The 14,549-nt window shown below is 58.2% G+C and carries 15 protein-coding genes; 8 read left to right on the top strand and 7 right to left on the bottom strand.

Translation table 11 applies throughout. The features are described from left to right. Nucleotides 1-9 precede the first annotated feature (9 nt). From ACP0GE_RS10425 to ACP0GE_RS10405, 5 genes are read right to left on the bottom strand one after another with little or no spacing between them, the layout of a single operon-like run. Nucleotides 10-2,163, bottom strand: coding sequence for a hypothetical protein (locus ACP0GE_RS10425; RefSeq protein ID WP_424831884.1), 2,154 nt, complete (start codon nucleotides 2,161-2,163; stop codon nucleotides 10-12). Further along, nucleotides 2,160-3,029 (bottom strand): flagellar motor stator protein MotA, encoded by an 870-nt coding sequence (gene motA / locus ACP0GE_RS10420; protein WP_424831883.1) that lies wholly within the window; start codon nucleotides 3,027-3,029, stop codon nucleotides 2,160-2,162. Before motA ends, ACP0GE_RS10425 begins: the two co-directional genes overlap by 4 nt. A gap of 46 nt (nucleotides 3,030-3,075) precedes the next feature. After that, on the bottom strand, nucleotides 3,076-3,669 hold the full coding sequence (locus ACP0GE_RS10415; protein ID WP_424831882.1) for a MotE family protein: 594 nt from the start codon (nucleotides 3,667-3,669) through the stop codon (nucleotides 3,076-3,078). Further along, nucleotides 3,666-4,163 (bottom strand): hypothetical protein, encoded by a 498-nt coding sequence (locus ACP0GE_RS10410; RefSeq protein ID WP_424831881.1) that lies wholly within the window; start codon nucleotides 4,161-4,163, stop codon nucleotides 3,666-3,668. The genes ACP0GE_RS10415 and ACP0GE_RS10410 overlap by 4 nt, the downstream gene beginning before the upstream one ends. A gap of 9 nt (nucleotides 4,164-4,172) precedes the next feature. Then, on the bottom strand, nucleotides 4,173-4,670 hold the full coding sequence (locus ACP0GE_RS10405; RefSeq protein ID WP_424831880.1) for a flagellar basal body-associated FliL family protein: 498 nt from the start codon (nucleotides 4,668-4,670) through the stop codon (nucleotides 4,173-4,175). Between the two features lie 118 nt (nucleotides 4,671-4,788). Between ACP0GE_RS10405 and fliF the strand changes: the two genes are divergently transcribed. The 4 genes from fliF to fliP are packed head-to-tail and all read left to right on the top strand — an operon-like array spanning nucleotide 4,789 to nucleotide 7,979. Beyond that, on the top strand, nucleotides 4,789-6,381 hold the full coding sequence (fliF, locus tag ACP0GE_RS10400; RefSeq protein ID WP_424831879.1) for a flagellar basal-body MS-ring/collar protein FliF: 1,593 nt from the start codon (nucleotides 4,789-4,791) through the stop codon (nucleotides 6,379-6,381). Continuing rightward, a complete protein-coding gene (locus ACP0GE_RS10395) occupies nucleotides 6,381-6,977 on the top strand; it encodes an ABC transporter ATP-binding protein (protein ID WP_424831878.1) in 597 nt (198 codons plus the stop codon). The genes fliF and ACP0GE_RS10395 overlap by 1 nt, the downstream gene beginning before the upstream one ends. Continuing rightward, entirely contained in the window at nucleotides 6,970-7,257 is a 288-nt protein-coding gene (locus ACP0GE_RS10390) for a FliM/FliN family flagellar motor switch protein (protein WP_424831877.1), read from the top strand. The genes ACP0GE_RS10395 and ACP0GE_RS10390 overlap by 8 nt, the downstream gene beginning before the upstream one ends. After that, complete coding sequence (gene fliP, locus ACP0GE_RS10385; RefSeq protein WP_424831876.1) at nucleotides 7,257-7,979, top strand: flagellar type III secretion system pore protein FliP; 723 nt, start codon at nucleotides 7,257-7,259, stop codon at nucleotides 7,977-7,979. Before ACP0GE_RS10390 ends, fliP begins: the two co-directional genes overlap by 1 nt. Before the next feature lie 5 nt (nucleotides 7,980-7,984). Here the strand turns inward: fliP and ACP0GE_RS10380 are convergent, their stop codons facing one another. Next, complete coding sequence (locus ACP0GE_RS10380) at nucleotides 7,985-9,424, bottom strand: sensor histidine kinase (protein ID WP_424831875.1); 1,440 nt, start codon at nucleotides 9,422-9,424, stop codon at nucleotides 7,985-7,987. Continuing rightward, complete coding sequence (locus tag ACP0GE_RS10375) at nucleotides 9,421-10,158, bottom strand: response regulator transcription factor (protein WP_424831874.1); 738 nt, start codon at nucleotides 10,156-10,158, stop codon at nucleotides 9,421-9,423. The genes ACP0GE_RS10380 and ACP0GE_RS10375 overlap by 4 nt, the downstream gene beginning before the upstream one ends. A 219-nt stretch (nucleotides 10,159-10,377) precedes the next feature. Between ACP0GE_RS10375 and ACP0GE_RS10370 the strand changes: the two genes are divergently transcribed. The 4 genes from ACP0GE_RS10370 to ACP0GE_RS10355 are packed head-to-tail and all read left to right on the top strand — an operon-like array spanning nucleotide 10,378 to nucleotide 14,548. Continuing rightward, nucleotides 10,378-11,622: an ABC transporter substrate-binding protein gene (locus tag ACP0GE_RS10370; RefSeq protein WP_424831873.1), complete on the top strand. Its 1,245-nt coding sequence runs from the start codon at nucleotides 10,378-10,380 to the stop codon at nucleotides 11,620-11,622. A gap of 58 nt (nucleotides 11,623-11,680) precedes the next feature. Next, nucleotides 11,681-12,553, top strand: a complete 873-nt coding sequence (locus ACP0GE_RS10365; RefSeq protein WP_424831872.1) for a carbohydrate ABC transporter permease — start codon at nucleotides 11,681-11,683, stop codon at nucleotides 12,551-12,553. Next, nucleotides 12,546-13,445, top strand: a complete 900-nt coding sequence (locus ACP0GE_RS10360) for a carbohydrate ABC transporter permease (RefSeq protein ID WP_424831871.1) — start codon at nucleotides 12,546-12,548, stop codon at nucleotides 13,443-13,445. Before ACP0GE_RS10365 ends, ACP0GE_RS10360 begins: the two co-directional genes overlap by 8 nt. Nucleotides 13,446-13,450: 5 nt before the next feature. Then, entirely contained in the window at nucleotides 13,451-14,548 is a 1,098-nt protein-coding gene (locus tag ACP0GE_RS10355; protein ID WP_424831870.1) for an ABC transporter ATP-binding protein, read from the top strand. Nucleotide 14,549 lies beyond the last annotated feature (1 nt).

Here is a 14,549-nt window from a genome sequence, read left to right as displayed (position 1 = left end):
CGGACGCAGCTAGGGTTCCTGCGAGCCAATAATCTCGAAGAGTTGGGTAATCTCGGCCCGCATTTCAGCGCTGGTCTGCAACAGCTTTGCGGCATCGGTCAGAGGTTTGTCGGGCTGTCTTTCAACTGTCCCGGTCAGCGATTGGCTCAATTGGGCAACTGCATCGTATTGGCCAGATTCATCGCCACTTGTCCTCTCAAACAGGCCAGCGCGCCAAAAGTTCCGGTTGGCATCTTCTGTTGATCCGATCTTTGCCAACGCCAGTGCGGCACCTGCAAAATCCTGACTATCGACCAGAGCTTGTGCCCGCAGCAACAAGGCAGTCTCCGAGTCGTCGCCGGATAACTCAAGCAAAGCTTGACGCGGCCTTTTTTGTTGCAACGCGGCGTGGGCCCGCAAGCGCGCCCTTTCCGTGCTTCTGTCCGTGTCGGTACGGCGGTTTGCAAGCGCGAAGCTGCGGCCAGCGAACCCAAGCTTTATGAGCCTTTCAGACAGAGCAATTGCAGTATCCATTTCGATGCCGTTCTGCGTTTCCGTCGACAAGGAAAGCGTATGTCGTAGGAAAGTCACGTCATCAGCACGCTCCACCAGCAGATGAAGAACCTGATTTTGCGTTCGGGTCCAATCTTTGCTGTCAGTCGTGTCCCGAAGCTGTCCCAACGCGGTATCAAATTCCTGATTGAGGCCAAGCGCCACCGCGTAGGCCTGTGCCAGCATGGGGCCGATTTCGGAATTGCGATGCTCTGTGGCATATGCCTCCAGCAGCTCGATCTCCTGACCCGTTACTGCGCCCCTATCTGACCACCGTTTTTCGACCAACCGGGCCAGGGCCAGCGGTGCCTGCTGTGTCGCATTTGGATTAGTGGCCGCCTTGACCAGCAATTCTTCTGCCAGTTTGCCGTCTCCTTCGGCTTTTGCGACCCCTGCTTTCGCCAAGGTCGTTTGGGGTTGGTCACCGCCTTCAACCCGTTCAATCGCGCGCAACACGCGGCGAGACGCTTCCAGCTTGTCTGCCGCGACAAAGATTTCAGACAGACCCGCTCCGAATTGGCGCTTCAAGTGCCGGGGCAAGCGTACAAAAGCCAACTCGATTTCGTCGGAACGCGCATCCTTGGTCAGCTGCCCGTCGATCAGCACCGCCCACAGGGCCGCATCACCGCCGCAACGTTGTTGATCCCGGAACGGATTGAGTTCGGTTTGCCGCTGTTTGTCCATCAGGTGGGCTATCGCCCTGACCCGGTTCCATACAGGGGCGCTTTCGCCAGCCAAATGCAGAACCTGAACGGCTTCGGCGCCAAAGCCATGATAGGTATAAAGCTGCGCCAGTTTCTCGACCGTAGGTATGTCCAACCGGTCGAACTCGTGAAAGAGGTCGGCTCTCAGATCGGCGACTTGCTGTGTGAACGGAGTTGCATCAGACCAGCTATGAAACCCCAGCTCTGTATCGGAAATACAGACTGGCCTTGTATCGATCTGTTGAATGGTCGGGCCCCTTAACCCTGACAGCTCATCCAGTATCGATGTCACATTCAGGTTGGCTGGCAGGTCGAGCGGCAGTTGAAGCGGTCCGAAATAACCCGATTGCCGGGCGCCAACACCAGCGAGGTTCATGTCGACGATTTCCCGGTCCGAGCCCTGCAAAATCCGTGACATGAGCTGCGTCTCAAACCCACGACGTTTCAACTGCAGCAGAGGGATCGAAAACTCGGTGCTTTGTATTTGCTCGGCTGTGGTACTGCGCTTTGCCGTGGTCACCCCATGCAGCAATGACACTGGCTCGGCCGGTTCCGGTGAAGGGATGTGCTCACCCGGGGCAATATCCACAACCACCATCGTGTCGCGGTGCAAAAACGCTGTAGCGACGCATTCGCACCCAAACTCCATCTCCAGAGCCGCGCCCGGCTCTGATTGGGCCAGCGAGGCAAGCCTGCCCTGATTTAAACGCTCAAATACTGAAGCCGTTTCAAACTCCACGCCATCCAGATCAAGCGAAAGCTGTGCCCCCTTTCGTCGCGGTGTCAAAACCCAACGGGTTCCAGGCGGGATTTGAGCCACAAGGCGGGTGTGATCGCCATGTTCACCGGACCGAATCTTGATGGTTTGCGCCCCGCTGTCTGCCGCTGCCGCGATCAGGACCAGGGCCAGGAAAAGTATACGCGTCATGCCGCAGCCTGTTTTAGTTCCTTCAGCGCATTCTCAAGGTCAGAAAAGGCAGGTCGGTTATGTGTCGGCGTATTCTGACGTCCGACTTCGATACACATTGCGGCATTGTGATTGTGCAGATTGGCCACCAGAACCTCTTTGATCAGTTGGTAAAAGTGATTGTCCTCTTCGACCACAGCCTTGAGTTTTCCGGCAAACGGACCCACCAGACCGTAGGCTAAAAACACACCCAGAAACGTCCCGACCAATGCGCCACCGATCAACTTGCCCAAAACCTCGGGCGGCTGGTCGATGGATCCCATCGTCTTGATCACCCCAAGCACGGCGGCGACGATTCCAAGGGCAGGCAGGCCATCCGCCACCGTTTGCAAAGCGTGGCTGGAGTGCATGGCGTGGTGGAAATTGGCCTCCATCCTTTTTTCCAGAACTTCTTCAACCTGATGCGGGTCGTCATAGTTCATCGTGGCCGAGCGCATGGTGTCGCAGATCAGATCAACCGCTTCTTTATCGGCCAATATCTTTGGGTAGGGCGAGAATAAATCCGACGCCTGAGGGTCTTCGATATGCTGTTCGACCTCGACCGGGTTGGCACGGGCAATGCGGATCAGGGAAAACAAAAGGCACAGAAGGTCCCTGTAGTCTTCGGGCTTCCATTTCGGGCCCTTGAACACTTTGCCGATGTCCTTTGCAGTGTGTTTTACAGCGCTCATGTCATTGCTGATCAGAAACGCACCAATTGCTGCGCCGCCAATCATCATCATTTCAAACGGCAGCGATTTCAGAATGATCGCCATCTTGCCCCCTGCGGCGAGATAGCCGCCAAAGACCATGACGAAAATGCAGACTATTCCAATCAATCCAATCACAGGCGATCTCCAGATTTAAGGGCTTTGGTCCGGCGGTACATCTGATCTATTCCACCGGTGCCGAAGCGTTTCGACCGGCCATTACAACGCTGATCGTGTAGGCGGCTTCGGGGCTGAGACCGGCCATTACCCCGGCGGCGGCGTCCGGAGGCATGCGCGACAGGAAGCCAGCGGCAAAGACCGGGTCCATTGTTTCGAATAGGGCCGCGGCATCCTTGGGTTTCATGTTCTGATAGACATCCGTCAAACGGGTGAGGTCCGTTTCTGCAGCTTTGTCGGCCAGCGCCAGGGTCTCGCGAAGCGTCTTTTCGGCGCTCAGCAAGGCGTCAAGACGCTCATCAATGGCGCGTTTTGCAATTTCCTGTGCCTTTTCCATATCCAGGATGGCAGCTTCGCGGCGATTCAGCTCGTCCTCGCGGCGCAGCAGGGCGGTCAGCAAAACCTGCAGGTCAGCCGGGGTTGCGATGTTCTCTGGGGGCGTTTTCTCCGGGTTCTGCTCGGGCTCGGTGCCGCGAGCCAATGCAGGCCCGGCCTCAAGCCCGACACGAATGATCGCAGACCCAATCATCAGCAGAGATATCACGGTCAAAACTCCGCTGCGCGGCCGTTTGGGCCTTGCCTTTGGCGAGGGCCGGATCATTGCGCCCCTCCAACGGCGCGGCCATGCCGGAAGAACATGATGCCCTCGGGCACCTTTGTCGGTTTAATAGCCTCACCCGAGGTTTCGGGCTCTGGATGCTCGACGGTTTTGGGAAGTACAGGTTCTGTAGACTGTGCTTCGGCATCTTCGACCGGTTCATCAGCGTCTGAGGGCGGTTCTGTTGCGTTGGTGCCTTGCGGTTCCTCTTGTGGAATCACATCGTGCATGGACGCCATCATCAGCTCCAGACGCTGTGCCACGGATTCTGCCCGTTGGGTCAGATCTTCCAGCGTTTTCCCGGATTGATCGGATGCCATACGTGCTGCATCCAACGAAGCTTTCAGTTCGTCTGCTTGTGCGGATAAAACGGAAACCGCACCGCCGACGCCTTTTTCAAGGTCAGTAAAGCGCTTCAGGCGTCGAGCCAAAACAAAACAATACACCCCAGCGCCAAGTGCGCCTGCGACCAGCAGAATATCGGCAATCAGTTCCAATTTTGCCTCCTAATTCAAAACGAATTCCATGATCAGGACGTCCCGTACCCGCCCCTCGCCAACCACAATTTCAATACGCCGCAGCAGATGCCCCCGGATACGAACCAGGGCCAGCGAATCCTCAAGATCGTTCAATTCAACCGCGCGCAGATAATTGTTCAGAACGTCCATGATCCGTGGTTTCAGTTTTTCGACGTCAGCGACGTAGTCGGCGTTCACCTCTAGCTGGGCGTGAAATTTCAGATGCCGCGAATCGCCTGCATTGACCGAGACAACGACCGGTGGAAGATCGACAAAGCCGACGGCGGGCACGGCGTCGACCGGCTTATTTTTTTCCTGGCCCGAAGTTTCCTGCGCGGTGGGTTTTGCGCCAAATGGCAGTAGGCCTGAACTGGTGGCATAGAATCCGGCACCTGCCCCGGCAAGAGCCAGAATCACTGCAGTAACCATGCCTTTTTTCCCAGATTTTCCAGTGACTTCTGCCACTTCATCCGACGTATCGGTCATGATGCCCTCATCCTTGTATTCGGGACTGTCATAACCTTGCAGGGACTAACCGATTGTTAAGGGCAATCGTTCAAATAGGGGACCAGTCGCACAGAATGGCGGCGAGTCGGAGGTGAGCGTGCAGCAGATCGGAACTGTCTGGGCAAGTTTGGACAGGCGCAAACAAATCATAGTCGCCGGCGCAGCGGCACTGGTGTTTCTGGGCGTTCTGACGATGTCGCGTATTGCGACCACGCCTTCGATGACGCTGCTGTATGCGGGGTTGGAAAGCGGCGCAGCCGGCGACATTGTTCGTTCTCTGGATCAGCGCGGGATTCCGTATGAGATCAAGGGCGGGTCCATCTATGTGCCCGGGTCGCAGCGGGATGAGCTGCGCATGATGCTTGCCAGCGAGGGGCTGCCTGCGAATGGCAATCGCGGGTACGAACTGCTGGACTCGCTGAGTGGGTTTGGCACCACCTCGCAGATGTTCGATGCGGCCTATTGGCGGGCAAAGGAAGGCGAATTGGCACGCACGATTGTCGGCAGCCCACATGTCAGCCAGGCGCGCGTGCACATCGCAAATGGGTCCTCTAATCCGTTTCAACGTAACTCGGCCCCAACGGCCTCGGTTTATTTGGTGCCGTCCGGGTCCGAAATCACTGGCGACCAGGCCAAGGCGATTCGTTTTCTGGTGGCCTCGGCAGTTAGCGGGCTGGCACCGGAAAACGTTACAGTGATCGATTCGAACGGGGCGGTGATCGGGGCGCAGGAAACGGTAGCCTCTGCCGATACAGCGGACGACAAAGCGCGTCAGCTGCGGGAGCGTGTCCTGCGGTTGGTCGAGGCGCGTGTCGGCACGGGGAATGCGGTGGTCGAGGTCAGCGTGGACACTGTGACCGAAACCGAATCGATCCGCGAACGCCGGTTTGATCCCAAGGGTCGTGTGGCAATCAGCACAGATGTCGAGGAGCGCTCTGACAATTCGCGCAATCAGTCGGCTGATGTGACCGTGGCGTCCAATCTGCCTGACGGGGATGGCGCTGGCGGAGACGAATCCAATTCGACTGCAACCCAGACGCGAGAGCGTGTAAATTACGAAGTTTCCGAAACCGAGCTTGAAGTGCACCGCGCGCCAGGGGCGATCAAACGGTTGACGGTTGCGGTTCTTGTAAACGGTACTCGTTCGACCGGTGCGGATGGGGTGGAAACCTTTCAACCGATGCCGCAGCCTGAACTGGACGCTTTGGAAGAACTGGTCGCCTCGGCGGTTGGCTTCGACGCCGAGCGCGGAGATGTGATCACGCTTAAATCTCTGGACCTGCCCGCGTCAGAACCGCAGGGCACACTGGTTGCGGCATCGCTGTGGCAAAAGATCCATCTCGACGCCATGTCGCTGATCCAGATGGCCGTATTGGCTGCGGTTTCGTTGATTTTGGGTCTGTTTGTGATCCGGCCTATCTTGACCGCTCGGGTGACGGAACCGGCGCTTTTGCCTGCGGGCAATCCCCCGCTGCCGGATGCAAGCGCAGCCCTGGACGGTGAGATTGCGGTAGCAGACTCGCAGAACTTTATGCCTTTACCAGTCCAATCCGATGGCGATGTTCCGGCGCTGGCGGGCGTGCAGACAACGGATGCTGTCGATCGGCTGCGTGCCATGATCGGCGACAAGCAGGAAGAAACCGTTGAAATCCTGCGCAGCTGGCTTGAGGAAAGCGAGGAGAAGGTGTGATGTCGATTGTCCATCTTCTTGAGGATTTTACGGTTCAAAGCGGCTCGGGCGTGCTTCACATGTTGGATGAGGGCGCGCTGGAAGAGCAACGACTGGCCGCCTTTGAGCGCGGCTACGGCGCGGGTTGGGACGACGCGATTCAGGCTCGGGATCAGGGGCGCGATCAGCTCAGCGCTGAATTGTCCAGCACCCTGTCGGATCTGTCTTTTACCTATCACGAGGCGCTGACCCGCATGACGTTGTCTTTGGAACCGATGTTCCAGAGTCTTGTCCAAACCATTCTTCCAGAGATGCTGGAGCAGGGGTTTGGCGCTGAACTCGTCGCTCAACTGTGTGAGATGGCAAAAGAGCAGGTGGATCAGCCGATGCTGCTGCGGGTGCCGCCGGGCACCGAGGGACAGGTCGCTGCAGTGATGCCGCAAGACCTGAGGCCGCTGCCGAAAATTGTCGAAGACCCGTCACTGGAAGCGGGCCAAGCCCGGTTACAGGTCGGTACGACCTGCCGTGAGGTCGATAACGGCGCCCTGCTGAGTGCCATTTCCGGCGCGTTTGATGCCTATGTTTTTGAAGCAAAAAAGGCTTTGTCCAATGAGTGATCCCCAAACCCCAAAATCAGAAAAACCCAATCCGTTCGAGGCGGTTCCAATCGAAGTAACGGTTTCGGTCGGGCGCGCGCGCCCTCTGATCCGCGATCTGTTGAGCATGGGCGAAAACGCGGTGCTGACATTAGACAAACGGATTGAAGATCCCGTTGACCTGTATGTCGGCGACCAATTGGTTGCCCGCGGGCTGCTGGAGGAGATGGAGGGCGATCAGGCTGGCCAACTTGCCGTACGCCTGACCGAAATTTCGGACCTGCAAAACGGGATCGGGTGATGCGCCTGCTGGTTCTACTGGCGTTGTTCATGTTGCCGTCGATGGCGGCGGCGCAGGAGGTGTCTCTATCCTTGGGCGACGGGGGCTCCATCTCGGCCCGAACCATTCAACTGATCCTATTGATTGCGGTGCTGAGCCTCGCCCCTGGTCTGGCGATTATGATCACCTGTTTTCCCTTTCTGATCACGGTGCTGGCCATTCTGAGGCAGGGTATCGGGCTGCAGCAATCTCCGCCCAATATGCTGATCGTCAGCCTGGCGCTTTTTCTGACGTATTTCATCATGGAGCCGGTGTTTTCCGAAGCCTGGATCACCGGCATCCAGCCTCTGATCGAGGAAACGCTGGACGTAGAAACAGCGCTTGAACGCGCATTGATTCCGTTTCGTGAATTCATGGCGTCGCGGCTAGATCCGGATACCTTTCTGGCCATGGCCTCGCTGCGCCCAGACAGCGCGGATATGCAATTGTCGCCCGAGGCGCCGCTGTCGGTTCTGATGCCATCTTTCATGCTGTCCGAGATCGCGCGCGCCTTTCAGATCGGATTTCTTGTCTTTCTTCCGTTTCTGATCATCGATCTGGTGGTTGCGGCGGTCCTGATGTCGATGGGGATGATGATGGTTCCACCTGCCACCGTATCCCTGCCGTTCAAGTTGGCGTTCTTTGTCATCGCAGATGGATGGGCGTTGATCGCAGGCGCGCTGGTGCGCAGTTACGGAACGTGATGCCGCTAGCGGGTGATGCGCAACAGGGCACGCAGGCCCTGTTCCCCGGCCTCGAAACTCAGCGTGCCGCCATGTTGTTCCGCGACGGTTGTGGCGATCGTAAGGCCAAGGCCGAACCCGTCGGACGATCCGATGTTCGAACCGCGCCGAAACGGGGAAAGCAGGGCCTCAATATCCTCGACCGAGAGGTCGGCGCCCTTATCCTCGACAATGATTGTGGCGCATTGGGCATCCGTTTCCAGGGCGATTTCGGCGTGGCGACCATATTTCAGGGCGTTGTCAATCAGGTTTGTAAGCGCGCGCTTCAGCGAAACAGGGCGCGCCGTAACCAGAATGCGCCGTGTTTCGGTCAGTGAACCGCGACCCCTGCGGGACATAAAGACGGATGGAGCTCCTTCGACTGTCACCGGAGCGGTTTCCAGCAATGTCACAGGTTGGCCGGTGTCCTGATAGTCGGCGACCAGCGACTCCACGAGGGATGTCAGGGAAATCTGACGCGGCGCTTCGACATTCAGCTCTGACCTTGTGTAAGTCAGCACGCTTTCAATCATTCCGGTCATCTGATCCACGTCCGCTTCAAGCTTTTCGCGCAATTCGTCGTCGCGGATCAGTGCGGCCCTCAAACGCACCCGGGTTGCAGGGGTGCCAAGATCGTGACTTACACCGGACAGAACAATGGCGCGCTTCTCCAGCTGCGCGCGCTCGTCATCCAGATGGGCGTTCACGGCCGAGACGATGTCGCGCAGCTCTTCCGGGCCGTCGGCGTCATAGCTTTCCGGCCCTCCACGACGTCTGCGATCGCGCAGAGCCTGAGAGAACCGCGTAAACGTGTCCGAGACATTGCCGATCGATGTCAGGATCACCGCCATTGCCACAATGGCTGCAAGAATGGCGGGCAGGCGCAGATCGGTGGGGGCGGCTTTGCACCCCCAGATGTCGGTGCCGTCCACCTGCTGCCACGGCCCACGCCCATATTGCGCGATCAGGATCGGCTCACTGCAATAGGTCGCCAGAAGGCGGGTCAGGTTTCCCATCTTTTCAGGCCCGGTCTGATCTATGCCGGACACGATGCCCGAAATCGGATACACCAGACGATCAGACATGACGGCCAGTGTCAGTACCCGACCGTTCAGAGGCGCAGAGCTGTCGGTCAGAATCGACAGGTTGGTGACAAAGCCGCGCCCCGAAATACCCGGTATCTGTTCGAACATGCCTGCCTCGGCCAGCGCGGCCGCGTCAGGGGATAAAGGCGTGATCCTAACTCCGGTGGCGGGCGCGATGCCGGTGCGCAACTCTTCGTAGACCGCAAAGCCTGCAACAAAGGACCGGGTCAGGTACTTGTCCCATGCCTGAGCCGAGGCAAACCACATACCTGCCGACAGCAGTCCGGCGGCGAAGGCAGCCAATGACCAAATCCAGCCCAGACTTCGCAGGCGCAGGGTCATGTATCCTCTTCCACGGACACGTCGGCAGAAAACACGTAACCTGTACCACGCTCGGTTCGCAGCATCTGGGGGTCTTTGGGATTCGTTTCGATTTTGGACCTCAGGCGACCGACTAGCATATCAATGGCCCGGCCCTGCGCCTCGGGCTTTTCGGCCTCGCCGGTCACATCCAATGCATCAGCGATTTCGTCGCGGGTCAGCGGGATGTGCGGATTGGCCAGCAGGACCTTGAGCAACGCAGTTTCGCGTTGCGACAGCGACACCAGAAAGCCCTCGGGCGAGTGCACCTCGTCCCGCTTTCCGTCGAAAACCCATCCATCGAACCGAAACGTCCGGGTGCGGCGGCGATAGGCCAGTGAAGAGGTCCGCCGGGCCCGCTGCATTACCGCACGGACACGCGCCAGCAGCAATTGCGGGTTAAAGGGCTTGGCGATGTAGTCGTCTGCCCCGACCTCATACCCGGCCATGCGTTGATGATCTGCCGACAGGGCCGAGACCAGAATGATCGGCACGTCCTGTTCGCGTCGTAAACGGGCGCAGATTTCGACACCGTTTTCGTCGCCCAGCATCACATCCAGCAGAATCAGATCAATCCGGCCTGCAGTCAGGTGGCGCTGGATTTCAGCTTCAGAGCTTGCGGGCAGGGCGATAAATCCGTTCTGTTGAAAGAACTGCGTCATCATCGACCGCATATCCGGGTCGTCATCTACCACCAAGAGTCGCGGTATGCCCAAGATGCTGATCCTCCCAATCTCCGCCCCTTTGATTGCCGTCAATTGTAACGAATGGAAACGGATTCAATGTCAACGTAACACGCTGTAACAAAAGCGGTGAATATTTGGAGCCTGACATTGGACTAAGCCGGATTCAGCGTTGTCAGACAGCGTTCCGCCCGCACAATGACGCCCATCGCCGCTGTTTCAGTGGCATCGAAATACCTAAGGGAGGAAAGAATGAAGTGTTTTGCATTTGCAACGGTTTCGACATTTGCCATCGCGGCAGGATCGTCGGCGCTGGCTGGACCAGAGGCCGAAGTGCTGCACTGGTGGACCTCGGGCGGTGAGGCCAAATCGGTTGCCGTTCTACAGGAAGAATTCGCCTCGAACGGCGGCACCTGGACTGATATGCCAGTCGCCGGTGGCGGCGGTGACGCGGCGATGACCGCTCTGCGCGCCCGTGTTCTGGCGGGGAACGCGCCGACGGCGGTTCAGCTGAAAGGCCCTGCGATTCAGGAATGGTATGAAGAGGGCGTTCTGGCTGACATCTCGTCAGTGGCTGAAGCCGAAGGCTGGGCAGATGTTCTGCCCGCGTCGATCGCCGGACACATGCAGTGTGAGGGCACTTGGTGCGCGGCACCCGTGAACGTCCACCGCGTGGACTGGATCTGGGCCAACGCAGACGTTCTGGCGGCCAATGGCATCGAGATGCCAACCACTTGGGATGAGTTCAACGCCGCCGCTGACAAGCTGCAAGCCGCCGGTGTGATCCCGCTGGCCCATGGTGGTCAGGCATGGCAGGACGCAACCGTTTTTGAGACCGTGGTTCTGGGCATTGGCGGACCTGAGTTCTTCCAGAAAGCGCTGGTCGATCTGGACCCCGACGCGCTGACCTCGGATACGATGGTTCAGGTGTTCGACCAGATGCGCACCTTGCGTGGGTATGTGGACGAGAACTTCTCGGGCCGCGACTGGAACCTTGCCACGGCGATGGTCATGAACGGCGAAGCGGCGTTCCAGATCATGGGAGACTGGGCCAAGGGCGAATTCCTGGCAGCCGGTAAAAAGCCCGGTGAGGATTTCCTGTGCGCCTCGACCCCCGGTGACGGATATCTCTACAACGTCGACAGCTTTGCCATGTTTGATGTGGAAGGTGACGACAAGAAAGCCGGTCAGGACCTTCTGGCCAAGCTGATCGTGGCGCCGAACTTCCAAAAAGTGTTCAACCTGAACAAGGGTTCGATCCCTGCGCGGACCGATGTAGGTCTGGAAGACTTTGACATCTGCGCCAACCTGTCGGCCGAAGACATGGGCTCGACCTCGGCAGGTGGCTCGCTGCTGCCGTCCTACGCGCATGGTATGGCGCTGCGCGGGTCGCAGGCCGGTGCGATCACCGATGTTGTGACCGCGCATTTCAACTCGGATATGTCCTCGGCTGACGCGGTTCAGCAATTGGCGGACGCGGTGGCAAACAGCTACTGATCCAACCCGCTCTGCCCCCTATACTGACGGGGCAGAGCACTTCTCCCCGGAGGCTAAAATGTCCGAATGGCTGGAAAACCACCTGCCCAAGGTGGTGCTGGCACCGTCGTTCATCGCCGTATTGATCTTTGTTTACGGATTTATCGGATGGACGGCATGGGTGTCGCTGACCCGATCAAAACTACTGCCGAAATACGAAATCCATGGCTTCATTCAGTATGAACGCCTGTTCGACTCGCCCCGCTGGGACACGGCAATCAACAACCTGTATATCTTTGGCGCGCTGTTCATCGTGATCGCGATGGTGCTGGGCCTGTTGCTGGCCATCCTGCTGGATCAGAAGATCCGCGTCGAAGGGGCGATCCGCACGATCTACCTGTACCCGATGGCGCTGTCGATGATTGTGACCGGTACGGCGTGGAAATGGATTTTGAACCCAGGGTTGGGCATTGAATCCATGGTGCAGGGCTGGGGCTTTACCAATTTCGAGTTCGACTGGCTGGTGAACCCCGATTACGCGATCTACACCATCGTAATTGCTGCGATCTGGCAGAGCTCGGGCTTCGTCATGGCGCTGTTTCTGGCCGGACTACGGTCGGTGGACGGAGAGATCATCAAGGCCGCGCAGGTCGATGGCATCCCCACATGGCGCATCTACACGGCGATCATCATCCCCTCGATGGCCCCGATCTTCCTGTCAGCCTTCATCGTGCTAGCCCACCTTGCGATCAAGAGCTTTGACCTTGTCATCGCCCTGACAGGCGGTGGCCCCGGTTACGCAACCGATCTGCCCGCCACCTACATGTACGCCATGGCGTTTTCGCGCGGGGATATAGGTCAGGCGGCCTCGTCCGCGATGATCATGATGCTGGTCGTCTTTGCCATCGTGGTTCCCTATCTTTATTCAGAGCTGAGGGCGAAAAATGACTGATCTGTCGATGCCCCAAACCCAAACCCGCACCCAAAGCGCCGCTAGCAAGATTGCCTTGCGTTGGTTGCTGTACGTGATGCTGGGCCTGTTCGCGTTGTATTACCTGATGCCGCTTTTCGTAATGTTGACCACATCACTGAAAAGCCTTGAGGAAATCCGCACAGGGTCCCTGATTTCCCTGCCGCGTGAGGTCAGTTTTGACGCCTGGAAAACAGCATGGTCCGGCGCTTGTACCGGTATCCAATGCGAGGGCCTGCGGCCTTACTTCTGGAACTCGGTCCTGATCGCGGTGCCAGCGGTGGCCCTGTCGACCCTGCTGGGCGCATTGAACGGCTATGTGGTCGCGCAATGGCAGTTCAAAGGCGCGAACATCATCTTCTCGCTGATGCTGTTTGGCTGCTTCATCCCGTTCCAGGTTGTTCTGCTGCCGATGGCGCGTCTGCTGGGCATGATGGGCATCGCTGGAACCATTCCGGGTCTGATCTTTGTCCACGTTATCTACGGGCTGGGCTTCACCACGCTGTTCTTCCGCAACTACTATGTCACCATTCCGTCCGAGCTGACCAAGGCTGCGCGGGTTGATGGCGCGGGCTTCCTGCGGATTTTCTGGTCGATCTTCCTGCCGCTGTCGTTGCCCATCATCGTGGTGACTGTAATCTGGCAGTTCACGCAGATCTGGAACGACTTCCTGTTCGGCGTGTCGTTTAGCCAGGCAGGCACGCAGCCCGTGACCGTGGCGCTGAATAACATCGTAAACTCCACCACCGGCGTCAAAGAATACAACGTCGACATGGCCGCCGCGATCATCGCGGGGCTGCCGACGCTGCTCGTCTATGTCGTTGCCGGTAAGTATTTCATCCGCGGCCTGACCGCTGGCTCAGTGAAGGGATAAGACCCATGGCTCCTATTCTCGACATCAACAGTCTCTACAAGAACTACGGCACGACCGAGATTTTGAAGGACATCAACATCTCGATCGAACCGGGCGACTTTCTGGTGCTGGTCGGCCCTTCGGGCTGCGGTAAATCCACATTGCTGAACTGTATTGCGGGGCTTGAGGAGATCACCGGCGGAACCTTGTCCATCGGGGGCAAGGATATGACCCATGTCAGCCCCAAGGACCGCGACATCGCGATGGTATTCCAGTCCTACGCTCTGTACCCGACCATGTCGGTGGCCAAGAACATCACCTTCGGCATGAAGGTGCGCGGGGTGGATCAGGCGACGCAGGATACCAAGTTGAAAGACGTGGCTTCTCTGTTGCAGATCGAACCGTTGCTGAACCGCCGCCCCAGCCAGTTGTCGGGCGGTCAGCGTCAGCGTGTGGCGATGGGCCGGGCGCTGGTGCGTGATCCCAAGCTGTTCCTGTTTGATGAACCCCTGTCAAACCTCGACGCCAAATTGCGGGTCGAGATGCGGACCGAGATCAAAAAGCTGCACCAGACCCTTGATGCATCAATCGTCTATGTGACCCACGATCAGATCGAGGCGATGACGCTGGCGACAAAGATCGTCGTTCTGAAAGGCGGTATCGTGCAGCAGATCGGAACACCGGCCGAGATCTACAACAACCCGGCCAACCTGTTTGTCGCTGATTTCATGGGGTCACCTGCGATGAACCTGATCCCTGCCCAGGCGGTCAAGAACGGGGTGAGAACCCAGATCGCCATCACGCGCGAGAATGGAGAGACACTCGTGCTAAACGATGCCCGCGACCTGTCGCTGCCAAAGGACGTCATCCTCGGCCTGCGCCCTGAAGACATCGCCGAGGCCGGATTCCGCGCCGGAGCCGGTGTGCAGGAGGCAGAATGCCTTGTCGACATGGTCGAGCCCGCCGGGGCGGATACCTATGTGGTCTCGGAACTGGGGGGCAAGCAGGTCACGGCGCGTTTGCACGCGGAAACCAGCGCGCAGGCGGGGAAGATGCTGACCCTTGCCTTTGACATGAGCAAGGTCTCGTATTTCGCCAAGGAAACCGGTGAGCGGCTAAACTAAT

Origin of the sequence: Ruegeria sp. (genome assembly GCF_965243365.1) — a bacterium.
Taxonomy (GTDB): Bacteria; Pseudomonadota; Alphaproteobacteria; order Rhodobacterales; family Rhodobacteraceae; genus Ruegeria.
The sequence above is the reverse complement of the archived record's forward strand: the minus strand, read 5'-3'. Positions and strand labels throughout refer to the sequence as shown.